Raw genomic sequence first — 25,626 nt, 5'->3', positions numbered from 1 at the left:
CCGGGGATATCAGCCAATGCCGACCATGAACGAACCCAAGCTTATCGCTGGGAACGCCAACCTCCCGCTCGCCAATTCCATTGCCCGCCGCATGAGCCTGCACCGCGGCGTCGATCAGGGGCTGGTGGATGCCCGTGTCGAACGGTTCAACGACGGCGAGATCTTCGTAGAAGTTTACGAGAACGTCCGCGGCGAGGACATGTTCATCATTCAGCCGACCTCGAACCCGGCCAATGACAACCTCATGGAGCTGCTGATCATCTCGGATGCGCTGCGCCGCTCTTCGGCCCGCCGCACCACTGCAGTGATCCCCTACTTCGGCTATGCCCGTCAGGACCGCCGCACCAAGGCCCGCACGCCGATCTCTGCCAAGCTGACGGCCAACATGCTGACCGGCGCCGGGATCGAGCGGGTCCTGACCATGGATCTGCACGCGGCCCAGATCCAGGGCTTCTTCGACATTCCAGTCGACAACCTTTACGCCTCGCCCATCTTTGCGCTGGATGTGAAACACCAGTTCAAGGACGACATGGCAGACCTGATGGTGGTCTCACCCGATGTCGGCGGCGTGGCCCGCGCCCGCGAGCTGGCGAAACGCATCAACGCTCCCCTGTCGATCGTTGACAAACGCCGCGAAAAACCCGGTGAAATCGCCGAGATGACCGTGATCGGGGATGTGACAGACAAGATCTGCCTGATCGTCGACGACATGTGCGACACCGCCGGCACCCTGTGCAAGGCGGCGCAAGTGCTGCTCGACAATGGTGCACGTGAGGTACATGCCTATATCACCCATGGCGTGATGAGCGGGCCGGCAGTAGAGCGCGTCACCAATTCGGTGATGAAATCGCTGGTTCTGACCGACACCATCCAGCCGACCGACGCAGTCGCGGCCGCGCCGAACATCCGCATCCTGCCGACAGCGCCCCTGTTCACGCAGGCCATCCTCAACATCTGGCACGGCACCTCGGTGTCCTCCCTGTTCGAGGACAAAACTCTGATCCCGATCTACGAGTCGCTTTACAGCCACGTCTGACGGCCTGCGCGCCCCGCTGGGTGCAGCGACCGGAAGTCCGAAATAACACCGGCCCCGCGCGAGATCTTCGCCGGGGCCGTTTGATTACCGGGATGTGCTCAGCAGAGCTATGCTCAGAGGCAGGTCAGTCTACCACCCAGTCATCCTCGAACGGCATATCGCCAATGGCCATCCAAGCTGCCCGTACCCGCGCCACGCGGCTGTCGGCCCAAGTGCGAAACACCACATCAAACCCGGTGGCGGTTATATTCTCGGCTACCAGTTCGGCCCGCACGGCAGCCGAGGTATCCATGTCCCACATCGACATCGACACTTGCACCGCGGGCGGGCGGGCAAAGGCTTCGGAAAACCGCACGGTCTTGCGCCGCTCCCGGGCGCCCTCCCCTGTCCACATGCTGCCGCCGCTGTCGAACTCGGAAAACACCACAAGATCGCCCTGATCAATCCCGGTGCGCGGGTTTCGCAGTCTTTTCATGAATTTCCAATCCTCCGCTCGCGGGCAGCCTGACGCACCCACAACCCTGAAGCGTCATAAAACCATCTGAGCACACAAAAGAAAACCGGCCCCATAAGGGCCGGTTTATAAAGTCTTTCTCGCTTGGCGCGGAACCTTAGAGGCTCATGTGGGTGCCAAGGGCCTCCATGTCCGCGAGAAGTTTCGCGGCTTCCTCGACGATGTCGTGGGGCTGCTCTTCTTCCTTAGCGGTCTTGTAGGTCTCACGTGCGCCCTCGATCAGCTCATCCAGGTGCGCACGGGTCATTTCATCCATCGGGATTGCCTTTTCGGCCAGAACCGAGAGCGCCTCGGAACCGATTTCGGCAAACCCACCGGTGACCACATACTCCGAAGTGCCTTGGGGGCTTTCGACCCGCAGGACACCCGGGCGCAGCGTGGTGATGGTCGGCGCATGCATCGGCATAGCCGTCATGTCGCCTTCCGCGCCGGGGATCTGAACCGCGCTCACCTGAAGCGAAGCAAGGCTCCGCTCCGGGCTCACGAGGTCGAATTGCATGGTATCAGCCATCAGGGCCCTCCTTAGGCCGCCTCAGCAGCCATTTTCTCGGCTTTTGCCTTCACCTCTTCGATGCCGCCAACCATGTAGAAGGCGCCTTCGGGCAGGTGGTCGTATTCGCCGGCCACAACTGCCTTGAACGAGGCAATGGTGTCTTCCAGCGGAACCTGCACACCATCAGAACCGGTGAACACTTTCGCAACGTCGAACGGCTGGGACAGGAAGCGCTGGATCTTACGGGCACGGGCCACGGTCAGCTTATCTTCCTCGGACAGTTCGTCCATACCAAGGATCGCGATGATGTCCTGCAGCGACTTGTAGCGCTGGAGGATCTGCTGAACGTCGGAAGCCACTGCGTAGTGCTCTTCGCCAACGATCTGCGGGTCCATCAGGCGCGACGAGGAGTCGAGCGGGTCCACAGCCGGGTAGATGCCCAGCTCGGAGATGGCACGGTTAAGAACCGTGGTCGCATCGAGGTGAGCAAAGGTGGTTGCCGGTGCGGGGTCGGTAAGGTCGTCCGCGGGAACGTACACAGCCTGGATCGAGGTGATCGAGCCGTTCTTGGTGGAGGTAATACGCTCCTGCATCGCACCCATGTCGGTCGCCAGCGTCGGCTGGTAGCCCACAGCGGAGGGGATACGGCCAAGCAGAGCCGAAACCTCGGAACCGGCTTGGGTAAAGCGGAAGATGTTGTCCACGAAGAACAGAACGTCGGTACCGGACTGGTCACGGAACTGTTCCGCCAGGGTCAGACCGGTCAGCGCAACACGCGCACGGGCTCCCGGAGGTTCGTTCATCTGACCGTAAACCAGCGCAACCTGCGATTCCGACAGGTTGTCGGGCTTAATCACGTTGGATTCGATCATCTCGTGGTAAAGGTCGTTACCTTCACGGGTCCGCTCACCAACACCAGCGAACACGGAGAAGCCCGAGTGCACTTTTGCGATGTTGTTGATCAGTTCCATGATGAGAACGGTCTTGCCCACGCCGGCACCGCCGAAGAGGCCGATCTTACCACCCTTCGAGTAAGGCGCCAGAAGGTCGATGACCTTGATGCCTGTCACCAGGATTTCCGACTCGGTCGACTGTTCGTTGAACTCAGGCGCCGCCGCATGGATCGGACGGGTTTCTTCGGCTTTCACCGGGCCCTTTTCGTCAACGGGCTCGCCGACGACGTTCAGAATTCGGCCCAGGGTCGCGTTACCAACGGGGATCGAGATCGGCGCGCCGGTGTCGGTGACTTCCTGACCGCGAACCAGACCTTCGGTTGCGTCCATTGCGATGGTACGGACGGTGTTTTCGCCCAGGTGCTGCGCAACTTCCAGAACCAGATTCTTACCGTTGTTGTCGGTGTTGAGGGCGTTCAGGATCGCGGGCAGGTCATCGTCGAACTGGACGTCGACAACGGCGCCGATGATCTGAACCACCTTGCCTTTTGCATTTGCCATTTGTTGGTCTCCGGTTGTCTCTTAGAGCGCCTCGGCGCCCGAAATAATTTCAATCAGCTCGTTGGTGATCACGGCCTGGCGGGAACGGTTAAACTCGATGGTCAGCTGGTCGATCATATCGCCCGCGTTGCGTGTCGCATTGTCCATCGCGCTCATCCGGGCACCCTGTTCGGATGCGCCATTTTCCAGCAGCGCCGAAAAGATCTGGGTGGATACGCCACGGGGCAGCAAGTCGGCGAGAATGGCCTCTTCGCTGGGTTCGTAGTCATATACCGCCGAGGCTTCTTCGGCTTCGCCGCCCTCGTAAGAGGCCGGAATGATCTGCTGTGCCGTCGGCACCTGTGTCACGACGTTGACGAACTCCGAGTAGAAGATCGTCGCGACGTCGAATTCACCAGCGTCAAAGCGGGTCAGGATGTCCTTTGCGATGCCCTGCGCATCGGCATAGCCAAGACGCTTGACCTCGCTCAGGTCCACGTGACCGACAAAATCGGCTTCAAAGTCACGACGCAGCGCGTCGCGGCCTTTTTTGCCAACGGTCAGGATCTTGACCGTCTTGCCTGCCGCTTTCAGCTCAGCTGCCTTCTGACGGGCCAGCTTGGCGATGTTGGCGTTAAAGCCACCACACAGACCACGCTCGGCTGTCAAAACGACAAGCAGCTGCACCTGATCGCTTCCGGTGCCACGAAGCAGCTTGGGCGCTGCTTCGCTGTCGCCGACCGAGGCTGCCAGAGATGCCATAACGGCGTTGAACCGCTTGGCATAGGGACGGCTGTCTTCGGCAGCTTCCTGGGCGCGGCGAAGTTTCGCCGCGGCCACCATTTGCATGGCTTTTGTGATCTTACGAGTGCTTTTGACACTCGCGATCCTGTTTTTTAGGTCCTTGAGATTTGGCACTGCCTTATCTCCTTACGCGAAATCGGCAGCGAATTCGTCGAGTACCGCCTTCATTTTTTCGACCGGCTCACCCTTTTTGAATTTGGGGTCTTCGTCGGTGATCCACTGCAGGAAGTCAGCCTTCTTGCCGCGCAGGAAACTCAGCAGTTCGGCTTCGTACCGGCCAACGTCCTTGACGTCGACGTTGTCGAGGTAACCGTTGGTGCCAGCAAAGATGATGCAGACGATTTCCGAGTTGGTCAGCGGCGAGTACTGCGGCTGCTTCATCAGCTCGGTCAGGCGCGCACCACGGGCCAGCAGCTGCTGGGTTGCAGCGTCGAGGTCGGAACCGAACTGCGCAAAGGCCGCCATTTCGCGGTACTGAGCCAGCGACAGTTTAACCGGACCGGCAACCGAGGACATCGCGTCGGTCTGAGCCGAGGAGCCCACACGCGAAACCGACAGACCGGTGTTCACAGCAGGACGGATGCCCTGGTAGAACAGTTCGGTTTCCAGGAAGATCTGACCGTCGGTGATCGAGATCACGTTGGTCGGAATAAACGCAGACACGTCGCCGCCCTGGGTTTCGATGACGGGCAGAGCGGTCAGCGAACCGGAGCCGAAGTCTTCGTTCAGCTTCGCGGAACGTTCCAGCAGACGGGAGTGCAGGTAGAAAACGTCACCCGGATAAGCTTCACGTCCCGGCGGACGACGCAGCAGCAGGGACATCTGACGATAAGCAACCGCTTGCTTGGACAGGTCATCATAGATGATCAGGCCGTGCTTGCCGTTGTCGCGGAAGTATTCTGCCATCGCGGTTGCGGCATAGGGTGCCAGGAACTGCAGCGGAGCCGGGTCGGACGCGGTTGCGGCAACCACGATCGAGTATTCCATCGCGCCGCTTTCTTCCAGCTTCTTCACCAGCTGGGCAACGGTGGAACGCTTCTGGCCGACAGCAACGTAGACGCAGTACAGTTTCTTGGACTCGTCGTCGCCTGCGGCGTCGTTGTAGACTTTCTGGTTCAGAACCGCGTCAAGAGCAACGGCGGTCTTACCGGTCTGACGGTCACCAATAATCAGCTCACGCTGGCCACGGCCGATCGGGATCATCGCGTCAACCGATTTCAGACCGGTTGCCATCGGCTCGTGAACCGATTTACGCGGGATGATGCCCGGTGCTTTGGAGTCGGCAATGCCGCGCTCTTTGGCGTTGATGGGGCCTTTGCCGTCCAGCGGGTTGCCCAGACCGTCAACAACGCGGCCCAGCAGTTCGGGGCCAACGGGAACGTCCACGATCGAGTTGGTGCGCTTGACGGTGTCACCTTCTTTAATGTCGCGGTCCGAACCGAAGATCACGATACCGACGTTGTCGGCTTCGAGGTTCAGCGCCATGCCCATGATGCCGCCCGGGAACTCGACCATTTCGCCGGCCTGGACGTTGTCGAGGCCGTACACACGGGCGATACCGTCACCGACGCTCAGCACGCGGCCGATTTCGGCCACCTCTGCTTCTTGACCAAAATTCTTGATTTGGTCTTTCAGGATCGCAGAAATCTCTGCTGCTTGGATACCCATTTATCCGACCTCTTTCATTGCATTCTGTAGGGAGTTGAGCTTGGAGCGGATCGAGCTATCGATCATCTTCGAACCCACTTTAACGACAAGACCGCCAATGATGCTCTCATCGACGGTTGCATTGATGGTAACCTTCTTGCCCACGCGCTCGGCCAGAGTCTTGGCCAGCTTTTCGCTTTGGGTCTTGGTCAGCGCCTTGGCCGAGGTGACCTCTGCGGTCACTTCGCCACGTGCTTCAGCCAGGCTGGCGCGCAGGGAGTCGATCAGAGCTGGCACCACGAACAGGCGGCGTTTCGCAGCCATCAGCGACAGGGTGTTGCGCAGGACGGGATCAAGCCCCATCTTCTCAGCAACCGCGTTGATCGCGGCGGACTGCTCTTCACGCGTCACCAGAGGCGAGCTGATCAGGTTTTGAAGGTCTTCGCTGTCAGCCAGGGCAGCTGCCAGGTCATTGATGCTGGTCTCAAGGCTGTCGAGCGCCTTGTTCTCGTCAGCGATCTCAAAGACCGCTGTGGCATAGCGCGCGGCGATGCCTGCAGAAATCGAAGCTGGTTCGGACACGTCCACCCTTCCGATATTATTTTGGCCCCGGTCTGCATACCTGCGTCAGGCAGCACCCGGGGGTGTGAGTCAGCCCACCAGCGTGGCAGGCCATCGAAATCAGCGTGGATGTAGCAGAGCGTTCCCAACCTATCAACTGCCTATAACAGTAACGGCAAAATGACCGAGTTATGTGTTTTCAATACCTTAGCGGAACTGCGGCCCTTTGCCCCCGCAACAGGCTACAAAAAATGAACAAGTTCTTCATCGAATTGCGATTCCTGAGGGTCAAAAAACGGCATTTGTTCCCCCTTCGTGCAGTTTTGCCGCAGAATGAGCACGCCACGCCCCCGGCAGGGCACCTGCGGGAATCACCGTTAGCATTGCGCCCTGTGCATGGCTGCGGCCATCGGCACGGGGACATGGCGCGGGTCAGGCAGGTTCTGCCACAGGGTTCGACAGCCCCTCAAGCACCCGGATCGGGTTGCTGCGTTTGACGCGGGTCATCAGCCCCTTTTGCTGATGGGTCTGCTTGCTGACCTCGACCAGGATCACCCCCCCTGCCAGCACCGCCGGCAGGCGCCGCCCCATCTTTTCCAGCAGCGCTCCGGATTTCAGCCAGAACCGCCGGGAGCTCGGCAGTCGGTAAAGCGCCGCCGTATGCTGCTCGATGGTGAACTGGTGCAGCCGCAGCTGGTTTTCCAGCTGTGTCAGCGTGTAGGGGCGCCCATAGCCAAAGGGGGTTTTATCCGACCGTGCCCAGAACCCTGCTCTGTTTGGGACGATGAAAATCGCCCGCCCACCGGGGCCAAGCGCGCGCCAGGCTTCCTCCAGCAGATCCGACGGGCGTTCAGAGGTCTCCAGCCCGTGCAGCATCACCAACCGGTCCACGCGCCCGGTTTCGATAGGCCAACTGACCTCTTCGCACAGAACCGAAACATTCGGCATGCCCGCAGGCCATTGCATCACCCCCTGCGGCCCCGGCATCATCGCCATCACCCGCCGCGCATCCGCCAGATAGGGACGCAGCAGCGGCGCGGCAAAGCCAAAGCCCACAACAGTCTGCCCCGTCGCATCGGGCCACATCTGCAACAGGCGCGCCCGGATTGCCGCCTGCGCGGCCCGGCCAAGGGTACTGCGGTAGTAGAAGTTCCTCAGATCCTGAACATCAAGATGCATTGCGGGCGCCTGCTGCTTGGGTCACTCTGGGGGCAGTCTAACAATGAAAAAGCGAATGACCATGCCCCTTGAGATCGTCACCGTTCCCTGCCTCTCTGACAACTACGCCTTCCTGCTGCATGACGCCGCATCGGGGCGCACCGCGCTGGTTGACGCTCCGGATCCTGCCGCCATCACCGCGGCTCTTAAGAAGCGCAGATGGGGGCTGGACGAGATCCTGCTGACCCATCACCACTGGGACCATATCGACGGCACCAAGGATCTGTGCAGCACCTATGGCGCCTCGGTGACTGGCGCGGCCGCAGATGCGCACCGGCTGCCAGATCTGGATCGCGCTGTACAGGATGGTGAAAGCTTCGATTTGTTCGGTCACGAGGTTCAGGTGCTGGATGTTTCCGGCCACACCGTTGGCCACATCGCCTTTTACATCCCGGACAGCAACGCCGTCTTTACCGCTGACAGCCTGATGGCGCTTGGCTGTGGCCGCCTCTTCGAAGGCACGCCCGAGCAGATGTGGAACAGCCTGTCGCGCCTTGCCGCTCTGCCTCCCGAAACCGTGGTTTATTCCGGCCATGAATACACCCAGGCCAATGCCGCCTTTGCCATTACGATCGACCCGGACAACGACGCCCTCAAGACCCGCATCGCGCAGATCGACACCGCCCGCGCGGCGGGCGAGCCAACCGTGCCCTCCACGCTGCAACTGGAATTGGACACAAATCCCTTCCTGCGCGCCCATCTTTCCAGCGTTAAGGAATCGATGGCCATGCAGAACGCTGAAGACGTTGATGTCTTTACAGAAATCCGGCGCAGAAAGGATAATTTCTGACCTCTGGCGTGTATCATTTCCGGCTTAGCAACAAGAAATGTGACCGAAAAATAAAAGAAAGCGCTTGAAGCCGGCGGTCTATCAACCAAACTCTAATACTATGAGGCCATGGTTGAGAGTGGGGAAGGATGGTAAATACGCCGCCCCGCCCCCCTCAACCCAAGACAGAGGAGCACGCCCGTGCCTTCATTCTCGAGCACATTGGAACAAGCCATTCACGCAGCGCTGGCGCTGGCGAATGAGCGGCGACACGAATTCGCAACGCTGGAGCACCTGCTGCTGGCGCTGCTGGACGAACCCGACGCAGCCCGCGTAATGCGCGCCTGCAGCGTCGACCTCGGCGAATTGCGAACGGCCCTGGTGGAATTCGTGGATGAGGATCTGTCGAACCTGGTTACCGATATTGACGGCTCCGAAGCCGTGCCCACCGCGGCATTCCAGCGGGTGATCCAGCGGGCTGCGATCCATGTCCAAAGCTCGGGCCGCACCGAAGTCACCGGCGCCAACGTGCTGGTTGCGATCTTTGCCGAGCGCGAAAGCGATGCCGCCTATTTCCTTCAGGATCAGGACATGACCCGCTATGACGCGGTGAACTTCATCGCCCATGGTGTTGCCAAGGATCCCGCATTCGGCGAACCGCGCCCGGTTTCCGGCGCTCACGAGGCTGAAGAAGAACCACAGCCGCAGGCCGCCGAGGGCGAAAATAAGGAAAGCGCGCTCGCCAAGTATTGCGTCGATCTCAACGCGAAATCCCGCGAAGGCGACATCGATCCGCTGATCGGCCGCAGCCACGAAGTGGAGCGCTGCATTCAGGTGCTGTGCCGCCGCCGCAAGAACAACCCGCTGCTGGTTGGTGATCCCGGCGTTGGCAAGACCGCCATCGCCGAAGGTCTGGCGCGAAAGATCGTGCAGGGTGAGGTGCCGGAGGTTCTCTCCGAGACCACCATCTATTCGCTCGACATGGGCGCCCTGCTGGCCGGCACCCGTTATCGCGGTGATTTCGAGGAACGCCTGAAAGCGGTCGTGACCGAGCTGGAGCAACACCCCGACGCGGTTCTCTTCATCGACGAGATCCACACGGTGATCGGCGCTGGCGCCACATCTGGCGGCGCCATGGATGCCTCTAACCTGCTGAAGCCTGCGCTTCAGGGCGGCAAGCTGCGCACCATGGGCTCCACCACCTACAAGGAGTTCCGTCAACACTTTGAAAAAGACCGCGCTCTGTCGCGCCGATTCCAGAAGATCGACGTGAACGAACCCACGGTCGAAGACGCCATCGAAATCCTGAAGGGCCTGAAACCCTATTTCGAGGAACACCACAGCGTCAAATTCACCACCGATGCGATCAAATCGGCGGTGGAGCTGTCGGCGCGTTACATCAACGACCGCAAACTGCCGGACAAGGCCATCGACGTGATCGATGAGGCCGGCGCCGCGCAGCATCTGGTGCCCGAAGACAAGCGTCGCAAGACCATTGGCGTCAAAGAGGTTGAAGCCGTCGTCGCCAAGATCGCCCGCATCCCGCCCAAGAGCGTGTCCAAGGACGATGCAGAGGTGCTCAAGGATCTGGAGAAATCGCTCAAACGCGTTGTTTTCGGTCAGGACGATGCCATCGACGCGCTGTCCAGCGCCATCAAACTGGCGCGCGCTGGCCTGCGGGAGCCGGAAAAGCCCATCGGCAACTACCTCTTTGCGGGCCCCACCGGTGTCGGCAAGACCGAGGTCGCCAAACAGCTGGCCGATACGCTGGGTGTGGAACTGCTGCGCTTTGACATGTCGGAATACATGGAGAAACACGCGGTCTCCCGCCTGATCGGCGCGCCTCCGGGCTATGTCGGCTTTGATCAGGGCGGTCTTCTGACCGATGGCGTCGATCAGCATCCGCATTCCGTGCTGCTGCTGGATGAAATCGAAAAGGCGCACCCGGATGTCTTCAACATCCTGTTGCAGGTGATGGATAACGGGCAGCTCACCGATCACAACGGCCGCACCGTGAACTTCCGCAACGTGGTTCTGATCATGACCTCCAACGCCGGCGCCTCGGACATGGCGAAGGCCGCCATCGGCTTTGGTCGCGACCGCCGCGAGGGCGAAGACACCGCCGCTATCGAGCGGACCTTTACCCCGGAGTTCCGCAACCGTCTGGATGCGGTGATCTCCTTCGCGCCGCTGCCCAAAGAGGTCATTCTGCAGGTTGTCGAGAAATTCGTACTGCAGCTTGAGGCGCAGCTGATGGACCGCAACGTGTCGATCGAACTGACCCGCAAGGCTGCCGAATGGCTGGCCGAGAAGGGCTATGACGACAAGATGGGTGCGCGTCCGCTGGGCCGGGTCATTCAGGAGTACATCAAGAAACCGCTGGCCGAGGAACTGCTGTTCGGCAAGCTGACCAAGGGCGGTCTCGTCAAGGTTGGCATCAAGGACGGCAAGATCGACCTGCGCCTTGAAGGCCCAGGCAAGCCCCGGATTTCCGGTAACAAGCCGCCGCTGCTGACCGCAGAATAATGTATCGCACGCTTTTCGCGCTGTTTTCATCGCTCGCCGCACCCGTTGCGGCGGGCGATTTCGCATTGGACTGGCCCATCGACTGCGTGCTGGGCGACAGCTGCCACATTCAGCAATACGTCGACCGGGATCCCGGCCCCGGGGCGCAGGATTTCACCTGCAACGGCCTGACTTATGACGGGCACAAGGGCACGGATATCGCCCTGCCCTACCTTTCGGACATGCAGACCGGCGTCACGGTGCGTGCCGCCGCAGACGGAGTCGTTGCGGGGTTGCGCGATGGCATGCCGGATCAATACGCGACCAAGGCAAACGCTGCCGAGATCAAGGACCGAGAATGCGGCAACGGTCTGGTGCTGCGCCACGCGGGCGGCTGGGAAACCCAGTATTGTCACATGAAGCGCGGCTCGCTCCGCGTCGCCAAGGGCGACCGGGTGCCCGCTGGAACCGCCCTCGGCGAGGTTGGCCTCTCCGGCAAGACGCAATTCCCGCACCTGCATCTGTCGCTGCGCAAGGATGGCGCGGTTGTCGACCCCTTCCAGCCAGATAGCAGCGCCGCCTGCGGCGCCGCATCCGGCGCCTCCCTGTGGGCGCAGCCAGTTGCTTATGAGGCTGGCGGCTTCCTCGGTGCCGGGTTCAGCACCGGTGTTCCAGCCTATGACGCGATCAAATCCGGCGCCACTGCGGCGAAGGGAGAGATGCTGGCAAAGGATGCGCCTGCGATGGTGTTCTGGGCCTATGCCTTCGGTGGACGGGAGGGCGACACCCTTACCCTCACCATTGACGGGCCGGGCGGCAAAATGATCGATCAGAAGGCCACTCTGAAAAAGGATCAGGCGCAATTCTTCCGCGCTGCGGGCAAACGTCTGCGCCGGGCAGCCTGGCCTGCCGGGCTTTATACCGGGATTGCCCGGTTGATGCGCGACGGGGCAGAAGTGGACCGGATCATCCAGCCGATCCGGATCGACTGATCCGCGCCCTTTCGCCCCGCCCTAGCGTTCGGTGAACTTCAACTCGATCCGCCGGTTCTGGGCGCGGGCTTCTGGCGTGTCGGCAGTGTCGACGGGCTGATATTCGCCAAACCCATTCGCCGCCAGCCGCCCCGGCGGAATGCCAAGCGCATCAATCATGTAGCGCACCACCGACAGCGCCCGCCCCTGGCTAAGCTCCCAGTTATCCTTGAACTTCGGATGCCCCAGCAGGGTCGTGTTGTCGGTGTGGCCATCGACCCGGATGATCCAGTTGATCTCTGGCGGGATCGCAGCGGCCACGCTTTGCAGGATACGGGCAACCTTGGCGATTTCCGCCTTGCCCGCCTCCGACAGCTCAGCGCTTGCCGGAGCGAACAGCACCTCGGAGGCAAAGACGAAACGGTCACCCTCGATCCGCACACCGTCCTGGCTGCCCAGAACATCCCGCAGCCGCCCGAAGAACTCCGACCGGTAGCGCTCCAGATCCTGCGCCTTGTCGGCCAGAGCTGCCGCCTCGGCCTCCAGCCGCTTGCGCTCCTGTTCTTCCAGAATCCGGCGCTTGCGCTCTTCCGAGGCGGCACGGGCAAGCGCGGCGTTCAGATCCTGACCAAGGTTCTGTAATTGCACCTGCTGCGCTGCATCGCGCGCCTGATAATCGTCCAGAATGGCCTGCAGGCTACCCAGCTGTTCACGCAGGGCCGCGATTTGCTGGTTCAGCAGTGCCGCCTCGCGCTGCGCCTTGGTCGATAGCTGTTTCTGATCGGCAAGTGCTGCGCGGGCCTGCGCCAGCAGCGCGGCGCGTTCCTCTGCAAGGTTGCGCTGCCCCTCGGCGCTGGTCTCCGCCTCCTTCTGGGCATTGAGCGCAGCAAGCAAGCGCTGTTGCAGCACATCCGTATCGCTGGCCGCCGCGCGGGCGTTTTCCAGTGCTTCCAGCGCAGTCAGCAGACGTTGCTCCACCGCAGCCCGGTCCTCTGCAGTGGAACTGGCAGCGCTGCGGGCAGCGGCAAGATCAGCGCGGGCCTGCTGCAGTTGTGCCTCAAGCCCGGCCTGCAGGCTGGCAGCATCCGCCCGGACCTCAGCCAGCTGTTGTTCCAAGGCACGCCGCTCTGCGTCGGCCTTGTCTTCGGCCGCGCTCAGCGCCGCTTCCAGATCCGCCCGGGCCTTGGCGTGGTTTGCCTGAAGCTGCGCAAGCTGCTCTTCATACTGGGATTGCGTCTCGACCGAGGCCGCTTGCTGGCGCGCCAGTTCCGCTTCCAACTCGTCACGGGTGCGGGCGGCCTCTTGCCGGGCGGCCTGCAGATCTGCAGTCAGACTGGCGCGGGTTGTGTCGGCATCGGTCCGCACCCGGTCGAGTTCCGCCTCAAGGGCGCTGACCCGCGCCTCGGCCTCGGACTGGCTGACCTCCATCTGCGCCAGAACCCGGGTCAGCCGCTCGGCCAATTCGTCTCGTTCCCGCGATTGCGCGCGGGCGGCTTCCAGCGTGGCAAGCGCCTCTTCCAACTGGCTGTCCAGCTGCGCCTTGGCAGCCTCGGCGGCGGCCAGAAGGGTCAGCGTATCCTCGGCCCGCTGGCGCTGTGCCTCCAGCGACAGGGTCATGGCGGTCAGTTCGGCGTCAGCGTCTTCCAGTTTCTTGCGCAGGGCCTCAGCCGCCGCGGCTTCGGCCAGACGGGCAGTTTCTTCTTCGCTCAGCTGGTCTTTCAGATCGGCCAGCTGAGCCTCTTGCGCCGTGCCTTCCGCCTGCAAATCAGCGATCATCGCCTCCAGCGCCTCGCGCCGGGCCGCAGCCAGCCTCGCCGCTTCAACACCGGCATCGATTTCATCGCGGGCCTGTGCCAGCGCCAGGTTCAAGGCTTCCTGCTCACTCAGCAGCTCAGCCCTGTCCGCCTCCAACCGTTCCCGCTCCGCGCTCAGATCCGCGATTTCCGCCGTTGCGGCCTCCTGATCGGCGATCAGGGCGGCTACCTGCGCCTCGAAGGCGGTAATGCGGCTACGCGCGGCCTCCAGATCGGCAACCCTCGCGTCCCGTTCAGAGGTGAGCGACGCAATCAGCGATTTCTGCTCGGCAATCTGTCCCTCGGCCTCCTGAAGTTCGTCCTGCGTCGTGCTCAGCGTTGCGGTGAGCGCGCCAAGCCGGGCGGTCAGAAGATTGTTCGAACGTTCTTCAAGCCCCAGCGCATTGGCCAGCGCCTGTACCTCGGACGAGAGTTCGTCCAGCTCGCTTTCCTGTCCGGTGATGGTCTCGCGCAGAACCGATTGCACCACCATGAAAATGGTCAGCACGAACATCAGCACCAGCAAAAGCCCGGTCATCGCATCGACGAAGCCCGGCCAAATCGAGGCCTGGAACCGTTGCCCAGTGCGCCGGGACAGGGCCATGGGTCAACCCTCGTCCTGAGAGGCGGCCTTGGCTGCGCGCTGGCCGCCCCGTGGCGGTGCAAAGGCCTTGACCATCAGGTCGATATCCTTGCGCAATTCGGCCAGGCTTTCCTGTCGACCGGCCGAAATTTCCTCAAGGATGCGCAGCATCTGCACGTCGATCGAGCGCAGCCGCATGCGGCTTTCGGCATCAAGGCCCACGTCGCCATGGGCGCGCATGATTTCGGTCAGGGTTTCCTGCCCGACAGCCACCCGCTCCAAGGCCGCGCTCAGCGTTTCATTCTGTTCCTGACGCTGGTTCATGTCGTTGATACTATCGACCAGCTGCGAGAGTTTTTCCTCGACCGCGACGCGGCCCTGTGCGGTTTCGGCGAACATGCCCTGCAGGGCATCCATCTGCTCGGCCATTGTATCCAGCACCTCGGAGACGATCCCGCTGTCCCCGGCCCCATCCTCGCCCGAAGAAAAGCTGACCCGGGTAAAGGAGGACAGCCATTCTTCCAGTTCGCGGTAGAACCGATTTTGGCCGTGCCCGGCAAAAAGCTCCAAAAGGCCGACGATGAGCGACCCAGCAAGCCCCAACAACGAGGAGGCGAAAGCAACACCCATGCCGCCCAGCTGCGCCTCAAGCCCCGTCATCAGCCGGTTAAAGATGGTCAGGCTTTCTTCGCCCTCCTGCGGGGCAAGGCTGCGAATGGTATCTACAACCGCCGGAACCGTGGTCGCCAGACCATAGAACGTGCCCAGAAGGCCCAGGAAAATCAGAAGGTTGACGATATAACGGGTGATTTCCCGGTCTTCATCGATCCGCGTCGCCACGGAATCCAGGATCGAGCGGGTCGAGGAAGAGCCAAGCTGCATCCGCGCACCCCGCGACCGCAGGAGCGAGGCCAGCGGCGCCAGCATCGACGGTGGCCGGTCTTCGCCGCGGCTGCCGCCGCCGGCAAAACTTTCGATCCAGCGCACCGAGCCGATCAGCTGCACGACCTGCCAGAAACAGGCCAGCACCCCGATCACAAAGACGAAAAGAATAAACCCGTTGAGCCAGGGGTTGGCCTGAAACACCGGCAGTACACGTGGCAACGCGACAAAGGCGCCAAACCCGGCAAGCCCCAATGCAATCAGCATCAGAATGACCTGTCGGACCGGTTGGGAAAACTGGGGCCTGATCTTACCGTCTGGCTGCGCCATATTAAGGGGCTCCTGCCTCTTTCAGTGCTCTTGTCGCGCCTGAAGCCTACAGGGAAAGAGAGTGCAAGGCCAAGGCTTTATGCTGTGATCTGCCGCACGCGCCCCGCCAGCCAGTCCAGATCTTCATCATTCAGCCCGATCTCTGCCAGATGGCTTGCGGTATTGTAGAGGTATTCGGTGTTGGGCCCCCGTCCGCCCACCGCATGGGCAATAATCCGGGCTTGTTCCTCGAGGCTCATCCCGCCGCAATACTGCACATGATGGGGATCGATCACATAGGTCACCGCAGTGACGAGATCCCCGGTCTGCAGCTCCACCTCCAGATCCCGCTCGACATAGGCCGAGGAGATCAGCTCACGCTCGCGCAGATAATCCAGCGTCTCGGTTTCAGCGCCGTTTTCCACCGCCAGAGCAAGGCCCGTGCAATGAGCCCCGGCGACCTCATCCAGTGCCAGAACCAGACCCGGTTTCTCTTCAGTGCCGCGATGGTGAACCGAACTCATGCAGAAGGAGCGCGCATAGCCCTGCAGCGTCGCGATCTCGCGGCGCGCGACGGGAAATCCCGGGTTCCACAACAGTGATCCGTATCCGAACACCCACATGGTCATGACAACTGGTCCTTTCTGATCCCTGTCTGTAAACAGCAAATCTGCTCCGGGCAAAAGAGGGTCTTTGGCATGCGCGTTGTGAAACTTCTGGTGGCTGCCGGGCTGGTTTGGAGCCTGTATTGGGCCGCCAGCGCCTGGGGCCTGCGCAGCGGTATTGCCCAATGGTTCGATGAGCAGGAGCGGCAGGGTTGGCTGGCGGAATACGCTGCGCTGGAAAGTTCCGGTTTCCCGACAGCGCACCGGACGCGCATCCTGCATCCAACACTAGCCGACCCCGGAACCGGCGCCGCCTGGAGCGCGGATTGGATCAGCCTCTACAGCCTGCCCCAGAAGCCGCAGGAGGTGACGCTGCAGTTTCCCCCCGCCCCGCAGCGCCTGTCACACTATGACAAGACAGCAGTCCTGCAGGCTGCGGACATGCAGGCGGACTTGCAGCTCGCGCCCGGATCAACCATGTCACTGGAACGGATGTCACTGCAGGCGGCAGAGTGGAAGATATCGCGGGCGGGTAAGGTCCTGCTATCCGCCCCTGCCTTTGCCCTGGACATGACCCGAACGGGGGACACGGAGAGCTATCGCATTTCGGCCCGGGCAGAGACGCTGACCCCCCGCGGCAGATTGCAACGGATGCTGATCTCAGCCGAAGAGCTGCCACCCAGCCTGACCGATGTCACGCTCGCGGCGGATGTCCTTTTTGACACCGCATGGGACCGACGCGTGCTGGAACTGCGCCGACCGCAACCGCGCCGGATCACCCTGACGCAGGCAGAGGCGCATTGGGGCGCCCTTGCCCTGCGGGCCAATGGCAGCGTGGATGTGGACGAGGCTGGCCGGATGAGCGGCAAGGTGGATATCAGGGCAGAGAATTGGCGTGGCCTGCTGCGGCTTGCAGAACGCTCCGGCCTGCTACCTGCCCGCCTGCGCAGTGGCACCGAACGGGTCCTGGGGCTGCTGGCTCAGATGCATGGCCGCGAACAGGATCTCGACATTGCGCTGTCGATCACCGACGGGCAGATGTACCTTGGCCCTCTGCCACTGGGCGCGGCTCCGCGTATCACGCTCTACTGAAGGAGCCTGTCGGCATCCCTCACGGGTCTAACCCGGTCAGCGGCAGTAGGCTCCACCCCGGTGGCGCGCCACATCCAGATGGAAGTGATCCTTGTGATAGCGATCCGCGTCAGGCCCTAGTACCGTGCCAAAGGGCCCACAAGCCGCCTTCCAGATCTTGCGCAGTTTCCTGCGGGTGCGCCGCTTCTGCCAGCCTTCCAGAACGGTGATCGTCTCACCATCTTCCAGGGTGAAGCCGGAAATATCGATCGCCTTGCCCTTGCCATGCTCCGAGATGCGCGCGCCCGGACGGTTGTTGCGTGTGCGGCAGGAATAATGCGCAGCCACTCGCAGCGACACTACGCGGTTGCGGCGGCCAAATGCCTTTTCCACGTCCCGTTCGACCCAGCGGTTCAGCGATTTCGCCATATCGCAGGTCATCACCGATTTCTTGCTAAGCTGCACACCCGCGACCGAGGACACCCGGACCGCCGATTTCGCACCGCAGCCCGGTAGAGAGCCGACGACAGAGCCAACCGGCTCTCCCTGAATATCGATATCGCCGCAGACCGAGGTTTTTCGCAGCTTGCGCCGCTTGAACAGCACCTGCTGAACAATGGCATCGGGGCGCAGGCTGGGGCGCAACGAACTGCCCGGCCCGACATCGGGCAACGTGACCGCACCCAGCGCCGCCACGGCTAAGGTTTGCTCTGACATCGGCCGCCCTTGTGGCCTCATCAGCTCGGGCCCAGCCAAGGTAGAGACATCAAGTTCGGGGCCCGGTGAGGCTGCAATGCCTGCCGGGCGCCCGGCCGGACGCAGGGACGCCTCGGGCGCCGTCGCAGCGGCGGCATCGGCCAACAAAAGGCCCAGCGCAAAAGCAGCCCGGGCGATCATGTCTTCTTTGCCCGTCCGAAATCCGGTGCATCCGTATCCTGCCCGGCCTCGATGATCCCGCGGCGGATGGCGCGGGTGCGGGTGAAATACTGGTGCAGATGCTCCCCGTCGCCGGTGCGGATCGCCCTTTGCAGGGCGAAAAGCTCCTCGGTGAAACGGCCCAGGATTTCCAGCGTCGCGTCCTTGTTGGTCAGGAACACATCGCGCCACATGGTCGGGTCAGAGGCCGCGATCCGGGTAAAGTCTCGAAAACCAGCAGCCGAGTATTTGATCACCTCGCTGTCGGTCACGCGGCGCAGATCGTCGGCAACCCCCACCATGGTATAGGCAATAAGGTGCGGCGCGTGGCTGGTGACAGCCAGCACCAGATCGTGGTGATCGGCATCCATTTCATCGACATTGGCGCCCATCCCCTCCCAGAGGTCACGCAGGCGCTGCACGGCATCGGGGTCGGTGCCTTCGACGGGAACCAGAAGGCTCCACCGATTATCAAACAGTTCGGCAAAGCCTGCCTCGGGCCCGGAATGCTCAGTCCCCGCCAAAGGGTGCGCCGGGACGAAATGCACGCCATCGGGGATATGCGGCGCGACAGCCTCGATCACATGGGCCTTCACCGAGCCGACATCAGACACCGTGGCGCCGGGTTTCAGCACGCTCGCGATGTCCTGCATCACCGCGCCCATGGCGCCGACCGGCACACAAAGGACCACCAGATCGGCGCCCTCCACAGCCTCGGCGGCGCTGCCGCAGACGCGATCACACAGCCCGATGCGCCGGGCGGTGTCCCGGGTTTCGGCGCTGCGAGCATAGCCCGTGACCTCACCCGCCAGACCGGCCCGCTTCATCGCCCAGAACATCGAAGAGGCGATCAGCCCCAGCCCGATCAGCGCGACTCGGTTGTAGACTGGCGCGCTCATGCTGCGCCCTGCCCGGCTTTGAAGGCCTTGACCGCGGCAGCAACCGCGCGGCAGGCGGCCTCATCGCCGATGGTGATGCGCAGCGCATTGGGCAGGTTGTAGCCCGCCACCCGCCGAACGATCAGCCCCTGCGCCTTGAGGTACTCATCACAGGCCTCAGCCTCTGACTGGCTGGCGAAACGCGCAAGGATGAAATTGGTGCAGGAGGTATCCGAGGGCACCCCAAGTTCGGCCAATGCCTCGGCCAGCCAACCGCGCCATTTGGCGTTTTCCGCGCGGCAGCGGTCGACATAATCGGTATCCCGCACCGAAGCCTCGGCCGCGGCCAGCGCGGTGGTCGAGACGTTGAACGGGCCGCGCAGGCGGTTCAGAACGTCGATGATTTCCTGCGGGCCATAGCCCCAGCCGATGCGCGCACCACCCAACCCGTAGATCTTGGAGAAGGTGCGGGTCATGAAGACATTGTCACGCTCGGCCACCAGCGAAGCGCCTGCATCGAAGCCTTCGACATATTCGGCATAGGCGCCATCCAGCACCAGCAGCGCGCCCTTTGGCAGGCCATCGGCCAGACGCGCCACATCGGCGGCGCCGATCATGGTGCCGGTGGGGTTGTTGGGGTTGGCGATAAACACCAGCTTGGTCCGCTCGGTGCAGCCCGCAAGCAAGGCGTCCACATCGGTCACCCGCTCATTCTCACGGACCTCGACCGGGGTCGCCCCTGCCGCCTGCGCGCTGATGCGATACATGGCAAAACCGTGCTCGGTATAAAGCACCTCATCCCCCGGCCCCACATAGGCCTGACACAGAAAGGCAATGATCTCGTCGCTGCCAGCACCGCAGATGATCTGCGCCGGGTCCAGCCCATGCACCTCACCAATGGCGGCGCGCAGCTCAGCATGATCCGAGCTCGGATAGCGATGCATCGTCGCCGCAGCCTCGCGCATCGCTTCGATGGCGCGCGGGCTGGGGCCGAGAGGGTTCTCATTCGAGGAGAGCTTTACCGTGTTGCTCACCCCGTCCACATGGGCAGCCCCACCCTGATAAAGGGCGATGTCCATAATTCCGGGCTGCGGTGTGATCTGGGTCATAAGAGGGACTCCTTGGTTCCGCCCCGTTCATACCCGCGCACAACGCAATCGAAAAGCCGCAAGATGCCCTCAACAGACGCAGTGCGCGTTTTGCGCCGCCTGTCGTCCTGCTGCCCCCAACCCTGGCCTGATCAGGCTGCCCTTGGCTGGAACCGCGCGGTCGCCGGGTCCGCCTCATATCGCGCAGCCAGATCCTCGGCCCGAAGAGCCAGATCATTGACGCTGTCGATGATGTATCGCGCGGTTTCATCCGGCATCAGGTAGGAAAAATTCAGCCGCACCCAGCCGGGTTTGCGCAGTTCCTTTCCGGCCTGAAGATCCGCGAACAGCGCGTTTGAATCCTGCGCATCGATATCCAGAAGCCGATGCGCATAGGGACCTGCACAGGCGCAGCCGCCCCGCGCTTGAATGCCATAAAAGTCGCTCAGCATCCGGGTGAACAGTTGCTGATGCACAGGCCGCCCCGAAGCCCCCCGGAGGGTGAAGGAAAACACCGGCAGGCGCGGCGCAGTCGGATGGCCCAAAAGGGTCAGCTGCGGATTGCCCTGCCAGCCCTCCCGCGCCATGGCGCCGAAGCGGGCCTCCCGGCGGGCGATTTCAGCTTCACCCACGGCTTCCTTGACCAGAAACGCCAGCGCGGCGCGAATATCACCGATCACGTTCGGTGTTCCCGCCTCTTCACGCGCAGCCAGATCCGCGCTGTAGGCATGATCCCAAGGCGAGACAAAGCTGACCGTGCCGCCCCCGGGCCAAGAAGGGCATTTGCGGCGCACCGCATTGCCATTCACGATCAGCAAGCCCGATGCACCGGGCCCACCGGGAAACTTGTGCGGTGAGACGACCACGGCATCCTTGCGCGCGCCCCCCTTGCCGCCCATGTCGATCGGCAGATAGGGCCCGCCCCCGGCGTAGTCCCAGACCGCAAGCGCGCCATGGGCATGCAGCAGAGCGCTGACCGCATCCGCATCGGTCAGGATGCCGGTCACATTCGAGGCCGCCGAAAAACTGCCGATCTTCAGATCGCAGGCGGCATATTCGCTCAACGCCACCTGAAGGACCTCCAGATCAGGCCCGCCCTCCGCCGCTTCGGGGATCTCCACGACTGTTGCGCGGCTCTCCCGCCAGGGCAGAATATTGGAGTGGTGTTCATAAGGGCCGATAAAGACCACTGGCGCGCGGGCCTCATTCACGCCCAGCAGGCTGACCAATCGGTTCAGACCAGCGGTGGCCCCTGACCCGGCAAAGATCACCGCATCCTCCTGTTTTGCCCCGGTGATCCGCGCGATTTCCGCGCGCGCCGCGCGGCGCAGGCGGGTCATATGGGCACCGCAATAAGAGGCCTCGGTATGGGAATTGGCGTAAAAGGGCAGAACGTCGGAGACGACGAAATCCTCGACCGACCGCAACGCCCGGCCAGAGGCGACATAATCGGCGTAGACCAGCGGCACCATTCCATCGGCGCCAGGGATCTGCACGCCCTCACCGATCAGCTCATCTGCCAGACGCCCTTCGCGGGCCGCATCCTTCAGGGTTTGTTTTATGGTGGCAAGGATCATCTGTTTCTCCGCTCTTCACCACAGAAACTTGACCCTCTGGAGCTGGAAATACTCCGCCTAATTTTGATTGATGGCACGCAAATTTGTGTCATATGATCGCTAAATGCCAAATAACCTAGATCATATTGATCGCGCCATCCTGCGCTGCCTTCAGGGGAATGCCAGCCTGTCACAACGGGAACTCGCCGAAAAAGTCGGCCTGTCGCAGAACGCCTGTTGGCGGCGGCTGAAGGCGCTGAATGAGAACGGCGTGCTACAGGGGGCAACCGCGCGGATTGACCGCGCGAAACTGGGACTGGATCTGGTGGTCTTTGTCATGCTGCGCACGCGCCACCATTCTGCGGACTGGCTGGAAACCTTCCGCAGGCACGTTCTGACCATCCCCGAAGTGGTGGATTTTCATCGCATCGGCGGTGATTACGACTATCAACTGAAAGTGGTCACCGAAGACATGACCAGCTACGACAAGGTCTACCAGCGCCTGATCGCGGGGGTAGAGCTGGACAGCGTCACCTCCTATTTCGCGATGGAGGCCATTGCCGAAGGACGCCCCCTGCCCCTGTGACTCACCAGGGTGATCGATCAGGGCGCAGGAAGGCAGGAAGGGGCCGGTGTGATCAGTGGCCGAAGGCGGCGTCAGGCATCCACTTCATCCGCGCGCCTTCCGCGCCCATGCGCATGTGAAGGCAAGCCGTGCCAAGGCGCTGAAAATACAAGGCATCCAGCGGATACCATCCGGCTACCGGCACTTCGACTTCGGTCATGACGGTGCTGTCACAGGTCTGCCGCCCATCGAACTGACCAACGATCTGCCCGCCGATTTTCGCCCGCAGCCCGTCATTGGTCAGGAAATCGATATTGTAGACGCCGGGTTTGTCAAAGCGGACATAGCCGGTGATCCGGGCTACCACGTGCTGGGCCTGTTTCGACGTTAGGGTGATGTCGCCTTCGTTAGTATCCCGATGATCAAGGCCTTTCAGCGGGCGCCCGGCTTCGGATCCCTGTTTCAACGCCGCCGAAGCCTCGGACAGGGTGCGTACGTCCTGCGGATAGGCATAACGCACAGCAAGACCGGAGCGGACGCTACCCGGCTGCGGATCTGCTGGTTGCAGCTTGACAGGCGCAGCTGCCAAGGCCGTTGCCAGTGTCATTGAAGCTGCGGCCAGAAACGTGCCGAATACTGTTCTCATCTTGGTCACCTCAGTCTGATGGGCTGCGCATTCCCAATGCTCGGCCCCAAGCCTACAACTGGATACGCCAAATAGACAAATGAGAATCGGTCGCTCAGCACCATTTCGCCGCGTGACGTTGGTGGCAGCGGGTCGTAACGACTGCCAAAATGGAAAAGGGGCCGCCCGAAGGCAGCCCCTGCGCAAATCCCGAAAAGGGATCCGACTTAGTTTTTGGCGTAGAATTCGACGACCAGGTTCGGCTCCATCATCACCGGGTACGGCACATCGCCCAAGGAGGGGGTGCGCACGAAGGTGGCTTTCATTTTGGAGTGGTCGGCTTCGATGTAATCCGGAACGTCGCGCTCGGCCAGCTGAGTGGCTTCCAGCAGGACAGCCAGTTGCTTGGACTTGTCGCGAACCTCGATCACGTCACCCTCTTTCACACGGTAGGAGGGGATGTTGACGCGCTGGCCGTTGACCAGAACGTGGCCGTGGTTGACGAACTGACGGGCAGCAAAGACGGTCGGCACGAACTTGGCGCGGTAGACGACGGCGTCCAGGCGGCGCTCCAGCAGACCGATCAGGTTTTCACCGGTGTCGCCTTTGACACGCTCAGCTTCACCGTAGATGCGGCGGAATTGCTTTTCGGTCAGGTCGCCGTAGTAGCCTTTCAGCTTCTGCTTGGCGCGCAGCTGGATGCCGAAATCGGACAGCTTGCCCTTGCGGCGCTGACCGTGCTGGCCGGGGCCATATTCACGACGGTTGACCGGGGACTTCGGACGGCCCCAGATGTTTTCGCCCATGCGGCGGTCGATTTTGTACTTGGCAGACGTGCGTTTGGTCACGGCTGATCTCCTTTATTTATGGCTCCGCAATTTGATCCGAAAACCGGTTCCCACTTTTCGGATTGCGGACGCGGGGGCCAGCAAACCAGATCAGCCAGAACGCAGCCGGGCAAACGGCGGCTATAAAGGGCGTTGTCCTCTTGCCTTGCGGCATGACAGGGATCCCCTTGCGGGGGCCACCAACACCAATGAAGCCGCGCTTATATAGGCAGCCTCGCCCGAGTCAATACCCGCAGGCTGCGGGTATTGCCATTCGGGGAGCAAAACAGCCTAGGCCGCCTCGTGCCGCAGGATTGCCGCCTCGGATGCGGTCAAGTTGCGGCGGGCAAAGGCGCCATAGCTGAGCGGGTTTTCATCCACGCCCGGCAACAGGGTCTGCAGTCGCTGGCGATCCCCCTCTGACAAGGCTGTAAGGGAGGCGTTGGCGGGATGAAAGCTTTCGCTTTCCACGCCATTCGCCCAAAGCACCTGATGCTCTTCGAACAGCAGATGAATATAGGTCACTTCACGCAACTGCGTGTCCGCGGCGATACTGGTCCCATTGATCAGGTCCCGCGCCGCGACCAGAACTTCCGGCGTATTGAACAGCGCCCGCACACGTCCGCCACGCAGCAACAGGCGGTGTTCCGGGGAGACCAGCAAATCGCCCTCGGGACGGTCCGACGCAAGCGCCCCAGCGCGCAGCCGAATTGGCCGCAGCCCCGGGTAGACGAACAGCCGCGCGCCGCTCATCCGGCGGGCTCCGATCCAGCGGATTTTCTGAGGACCATTATCGCGGGTCTGCACCACATCACCCGGGCTGAGGTGCTCAACCGGGCATGCACCAGAGGGCGTGTCGATCAGGGTTCCGGGCGTGAAGCAGATCAAGCCACTGTCTGCATCCTCCTGCGGCTTCGGCGCCTGTCCGACGTCCAGCGCAAGATGCACGATCCACAGGTCCGCATCCCGTGGCGGCAGCTCATCCACAAACATCAAGAGCGGCAGCCTGCCCGCTCCGGCCTCGATCAGCGTCGCGGTGTATCGGCGCATACCATCGGTGATGACAAAGCTTCGATCCGGAACCGTCTCATCCCCTGTCGCGGTGGCTGCGCCCGGATCGACAGCAGCGCCCACCAGCCTGCGCGCCGACCGCGCGGCCCTGCGCCGCAGATCCGTTTCACCCTCTGCCACTTCCAGACGCAACAACTCCGTCGGCCCGTCCAGGCGCAGGCTGTCCCCATGCCACGACCAGGCCGCCCCGATCCTCAGGGCATCGGTCGGCGCGGACGCCAGACCGTCCAATTCTGTTTGCGACCAAGAAATGACAAACGTGCCAGTAAAGCCCGTTTTCATTGCTCTTGCCTGCCTCGGTTTTTGTTATTGTGCAGAACGTACCAATGGCCGTTGTCCAGTGAAAGGTCAAAGTCCAGCCGCCGACTATACTTGCCTACACAGCGGCAGCAAAGCCACAAATTCATCGTGAGTGCCACGATGGCACCGCACAACTTACCGCAGAAGCCGCCGGTTCTCACCGGTCATTCTCTCCCCCTGCCCGGCTGGATGTCCTGTCCGGGGCGGCATGCCATGCGCCAGCCCAGTAAGAGATACCAAAAGGTCAAAATTCCTGTCTGATTTTCCTTCGCCGACCCAAGATAAAACTCCCGCAAACCACCATTTTTATTGCAGTTTTTGCGCCACCTAAACTTTGCTGATGCTCTATCATCAGATGGCGCCTAGAACCTTCGGGATGCGCGGCTTCGGACGCGACACAAAGCCCGCACCCTCCCCTTTAACGCGAATAATTTGAGCGATTTCAATGCCCTGCCAATTGTCAAAAAAATGGATAGGAAAATCTAGGGTCTGTGGACATTCATCGTGAGGCGATGATGGCAGCCGCGAGATGCCAATTGGCGGCGTAGCTGGACGTTGTCTTTTCGTAGCGGGTCGCTATGGCTCTGAATTCCTTGATCTTTGCGAA

Annotated in this window: 23 protein-coding genes and 1 pseudogene; 6 read left to right on the top strand and 18 right to left on the bottom strand. The window is 61.9% G+C overall.

Annotated elements, in window-relative coordinates; all coding sequences use genetic code 11:
• Window positions 1-16: 16 nt before the first annotated feature.
• On the top strand, window positions 17-1,036 hold the full coding sequence (locus AAFO90_RS14105; protein ID WP_347509777.1) for a ribose-phosphate pyrophosphokinase: 1,020 nt from the start codon (window positions 17-19) through the stop codon (window positions 1,034-1,036).
• A gap of 124 nt (window positions 1,037-1,160) precedes the next feature.
• Here AAFO90_RS14105 and AAFO90_RS14100 read toward each other — a convergent pair whose 3' ends face one another.
• From AAFO90_RS14100 to AAFO90_RS14070, 7 genes are all read right to left on the bottom strand, one after another.
• A complete protein-coding gene (locus tag AAFO90_RS14100; protein ID WP_065272875.1) occupies window positions 1,161-1,511 on the bottom strand; it encodes an H-type lectin domain-containing protein in 351 nt (116 codons plus the stop codon).
• Window positions 1,512-1,647: 136 nt separating this feature from the next.
• Window positions 1,648-2,061: a F0F1 ATP synthase subunit epsilon gene (locus AAFO90_RS14095; RefSeq protein ID WP_347509776.1), complete on the bottom strand. Its 414-nt coding sequence runs from the start codon at window positions 2,059-2,061 to the stop codon at window positions 1,648-1,650.
• 11 nt (window positions 2,062-2,072) lie between these two features.
• Window positions 2,073-3,497: a F0F1 ATP synthase subunit beta gene (gene atpD, locus AAFO90_RS14090; RefSeq protein ID WP_274830162.1), complete on the bottom strand. Its 1,425-nt coding sequence runs from the start codon at window positions 3,495-3,497 to the stop codon at window positions 2,073-2,075.
• Window positions 3,498-3,518: 21 nt separating this feature from the next.
• A complete protein-coding gene (locus AAFO90_RS14085; RefSeq protein WP_065272872.1) occupies window positions 3,519-4,394 on the bottom strand; it encodes a F0F1 ATP synthase subunit gamma in 876 nt (291 codons plus the stop codon).
• Window positions 4,395-4,406: 12 nt separating this feature from the next.
• Window positions 4,407-5,948, bottom strand: coding sequence for a F0F1 ATP synthase subunit alpha (gene atpA, locus AAFO90_RS14080; RefSeq protein ID WP_065272871.1), 1,542 nt, complete (start codon window positions 5,946-5,948; stop codon window positions 4,407-4,409).
• Window positions 5,949-6,509, bottom strand: a complete 561-nt coding sequence (locus AAFO90_RS14075) for a F0F1 ATP synthase subunit delta (RefSeq protein WP_347509775.1) — start codon at window positions 6,507-6,509, stop codon at window positions 5,949-5,951.
• Window positions 6,510-6,920: 411 nt separating this feature from the next.
• Complete coding sequence (locus AAFO90_RS14070; RefSeq protein ID WP_065272870.1) at window positions 6,921-7,667, bottom strand: methyltransferase domain-containing protein; 747 nt, start codon at window positions 7,665-7,667, stop codon at window positions 6,921-6,923.
• 55 nt (window positions 7,668-7,722) lie between these two features.
• Between AAFO90_RS14070 and gloB the strand changes: the two genes are divergently transcribed.
• The 3 genes from gloB (at window position 7,723) to AAFO90_RS14055 (ending at window position 11,972) form a co-directional block, all read left to right on the top strand.
• A complete protein-coding gene (gloB, locus tag AAFO90_RS14065) occupies window positions 7,723-8,496 on the top strand; it encodes a hydroxyacylglutathione hydrolase (protein ID WP_347509774.1) in 774 nt (257 codons plus the stop codon).
• A 180-nt stretch (window positions 8,497-8,676) separates the two neighbouring features.
• Window positions 8,677-11,001, top strand: a complete 2,325-nt coding sequence (gene clpA, locus AAFO90_RS14060; RefSeq protein ID WP_347509773.1) for an ATP-dependent Clp protease ATP-binding subunit ClpA — start codon at window positions 8,677-8,679, stop codon at window positions 10,999-11,001.
• Window positions 11,001-11,972: a M23 family metallopeptidase gene (locus AAFO90_RS14055; protein ID WP_347509772.1), complete on the top strand. Its 972-nt coding sequence runs from the start codon at window positions 11,001-11,003 to the stop codon at window positions 11,970-11,972. Before clpA ends, AAFO90_RS14055 begins: the two co-directional genes overlap by 1 nt.
• A 21-nt stretch (window positions 11,973-11,993) precedes the next feature.
• Here AAFO90_RS14055 and AAFO90_RS14050 read toward each other — a convergent pair whose 3' ends face one another.
• The 3 genes from AAFO90_RS14050 to AAFO90_RS14040 form a co-directional block, all read right to left on the bottom strand.
• Window positions 11,994-14,348 carry a peptidoglycan -binding protein gene (locus AAFO90_RS14050; RefSeq protein ID WP_347509771.1) on the bottom strand — a complete coding sequence of 785 codons (2,355 nt, stop codon included), beginning with the start codon at window positions 14,346-14,348 and terminating at the stop codon, window positions 11,994-11,996.
• 3 nt (window positions 14,349-14,351) lie between these two features.
• Window positions 14,352-15,539, bottom strand: a complete 1,188-nt coding sequence (locus tag AAFO90_RS14045; RefSeq protein WP_065272865.1) for a biopolymer transporter ExbB — start codon at window positions 15,537-15,539, stop codon at window positions 14,352-14,354.
• A gap of 77 nt (window positions 15,540-15,616) precedes the next feature.
• Window positions 15,617-16,147 carry a gamma-glutamylcyclotransferase gene (locus AAFO90_RS14040; RefSeq protein WP_347509770.1) on the bottom strand — a complete coding sequence of 177 codons (531 nt, stop codon included), beginning with the start codon at window positions 16,145-16,147 and terminating at the stop codon, window positions 15,617-15,619.
• Between the two features lie 69 nt (window positions 16,148-16,216).
• Here AAFO90_RS14040 and AAFO90_RS14035 point away from each other — a divergent pair, with 69 nt between their 5' ends.
• Window positions 16,217-17,215, top strand: a complete 999-nt coding sequence (locus tag AAFO90_RS14035) for a DUF2125 domain-containing protein (RefSeq protein WP_347509769.1) — start codon at window positions 16,217-16,219, stop codon at window positions 17,213-17,215.
• A 36-nt stretch (window positions 17,216-17,251) separates the two neighbouring features.
• Here the strand turns inward: AAFO90_RS14035 and AAFO90_RS14030 are convergent, their stop codons facing one another.
• The 4 genes from AAFO90_RS14030 to AAFO90_RS14015 form a co-directional block, all read right to left on the bottom strand.
• Window positions 17,252-18,091, bottom strand: coding sequence for an extensin family protein (locus AAFO90_RS14030; protein ID WP_347509768.1), 840 nt, complete (start codon window positions 18,089-18,091; stop codon window positions 17,252-17,254).
• Window positions 18,088-19,008, bottom strand: a complete 921-nt coding sequence (locus AAFO90_RS14025; RefSeq protein ID WP_347509767.1) for a prephenate/arogenate dehydrogenase family protein — start codon at window positions 19,006-19,008, stop codon at window positions 18,088-18,090. The genes AAFO90_RS14030 and AAFO90_RS14025 overlap by 4 nt, the downstream gene beginning before the upstream one ends.
• Complete coding sequence (gene hisC, locus AAFO90_RS14020; RefSeq protein WP_274830171.1) at window positions 19,005-20,096, bottom strand: histidinol-phosphate transaminase; 1,092 nt, start codon at window positions 20,094-20,096, stop codon at window positions 19,005-19,007. Before hisC ends, AAFO90_RS14025 begins: the two co-directional genes overlap by 4 nt.
• A gap of 131 nt (window positions 20,097-20,227) precedes the next feature.
• Window positions 20,228-21,652 carry an aminotransferase class V-fold PLP-dependent enzyme gene (locus AAFO90_RS14015; protein WP_347509766.1) on the bottom strand — a complete coding sequence of 475 codons (1,425 nt, stop codon included), beginning with the start codon at window positions 21,650-21,652 and terminating at the stop codon, window positions 20,228-20,230.
• A 103-nt stretch (window positions 21,653-21,755) separates the two neighbouring features.
• On the opposite strand from AAFO90_RS14015, the gene AAFO90_RS14010 reads away from it, so the two are divergent.
• The gene (locus AAFO90_RS14010; protein ID WP_347509765.1) at window positions 21,756-22,217 is read left to right on the top strand and encodes an Lrp/AsnC family transcriptional regulator; all 462 of its coding nucleotides are present in this window, start codon (window positions 21,756-21,758) and stop codon (window positions 22,215-22,217) included.
• Between the two features lie 52 nt (window positions 22,218-22,269).
• On the opposite strand, the gene AAFO90_RS14005 is transcribed toward AAFO90_RS14010, so the two are convergent.
• From AAFO90_RS14005 to AAFO90_RS13990, 4 genes and pseudogenes are all read right to left on the bottom strand, one after another.
• Window positions 22,270-22,842, bottom strand: a complete 573-nt coding sequence (locus AAFO90_RS14005; RefSeq protein WP_065272857.1) for a PA14 domain-containing protein — start codon at window positions 22,840-22,842, stop codon at window positions 22,270-22,272.
• A 206-nt stretch (window positions 22,843-23,048) separates the two neighbouring features.
• A complete protein-coding gene (rpsD, locus tag AAFO90_RS14000) occupies window positions 23,049-23,669 on the bottom strand; it encodes a 30S ribosomal protein S4 (protein WP_065272856.1) in 621 nt (206 codons plus the stop codon).
• A gap of 270 nt (window positions 23,670-23,939) precedes the next feature.
• Window positions 23,940-25,001: a Hint domain-containing protein gene (locus AAFO90_RS13995; RefSeq protein WP_347509764.1), complete on the bottom strand. Its 1,062-nt coding sequence runs from the start codon at window positions 24,999-25,001 to the stop codon at window positions 23,940-23,942.
• Between the two features lie 517 nt (window positions 25,002-25,518).
• Window positions 25,519-25,626 (bottom strand): annotated as a pseudogene (locus tag AAFO90_RS13990) (IS5/IS1182 family transposase); the annotation flags it as partial.

Origin of the sequence: Phaeobacter sp. CAU 1743, from assembly GCF_039839315.1 — a bacterium.
Lineage (GTDB): Bacteria > Pseudomonadota > Alphaproteobacteria > Rhodobacterales > Rhodobacteraceae > Phycobacter > Phycobacter gallaeciensis_A.
This window is presented reverse-complemented; position numbering and strand designations above follow the sequence as displayed.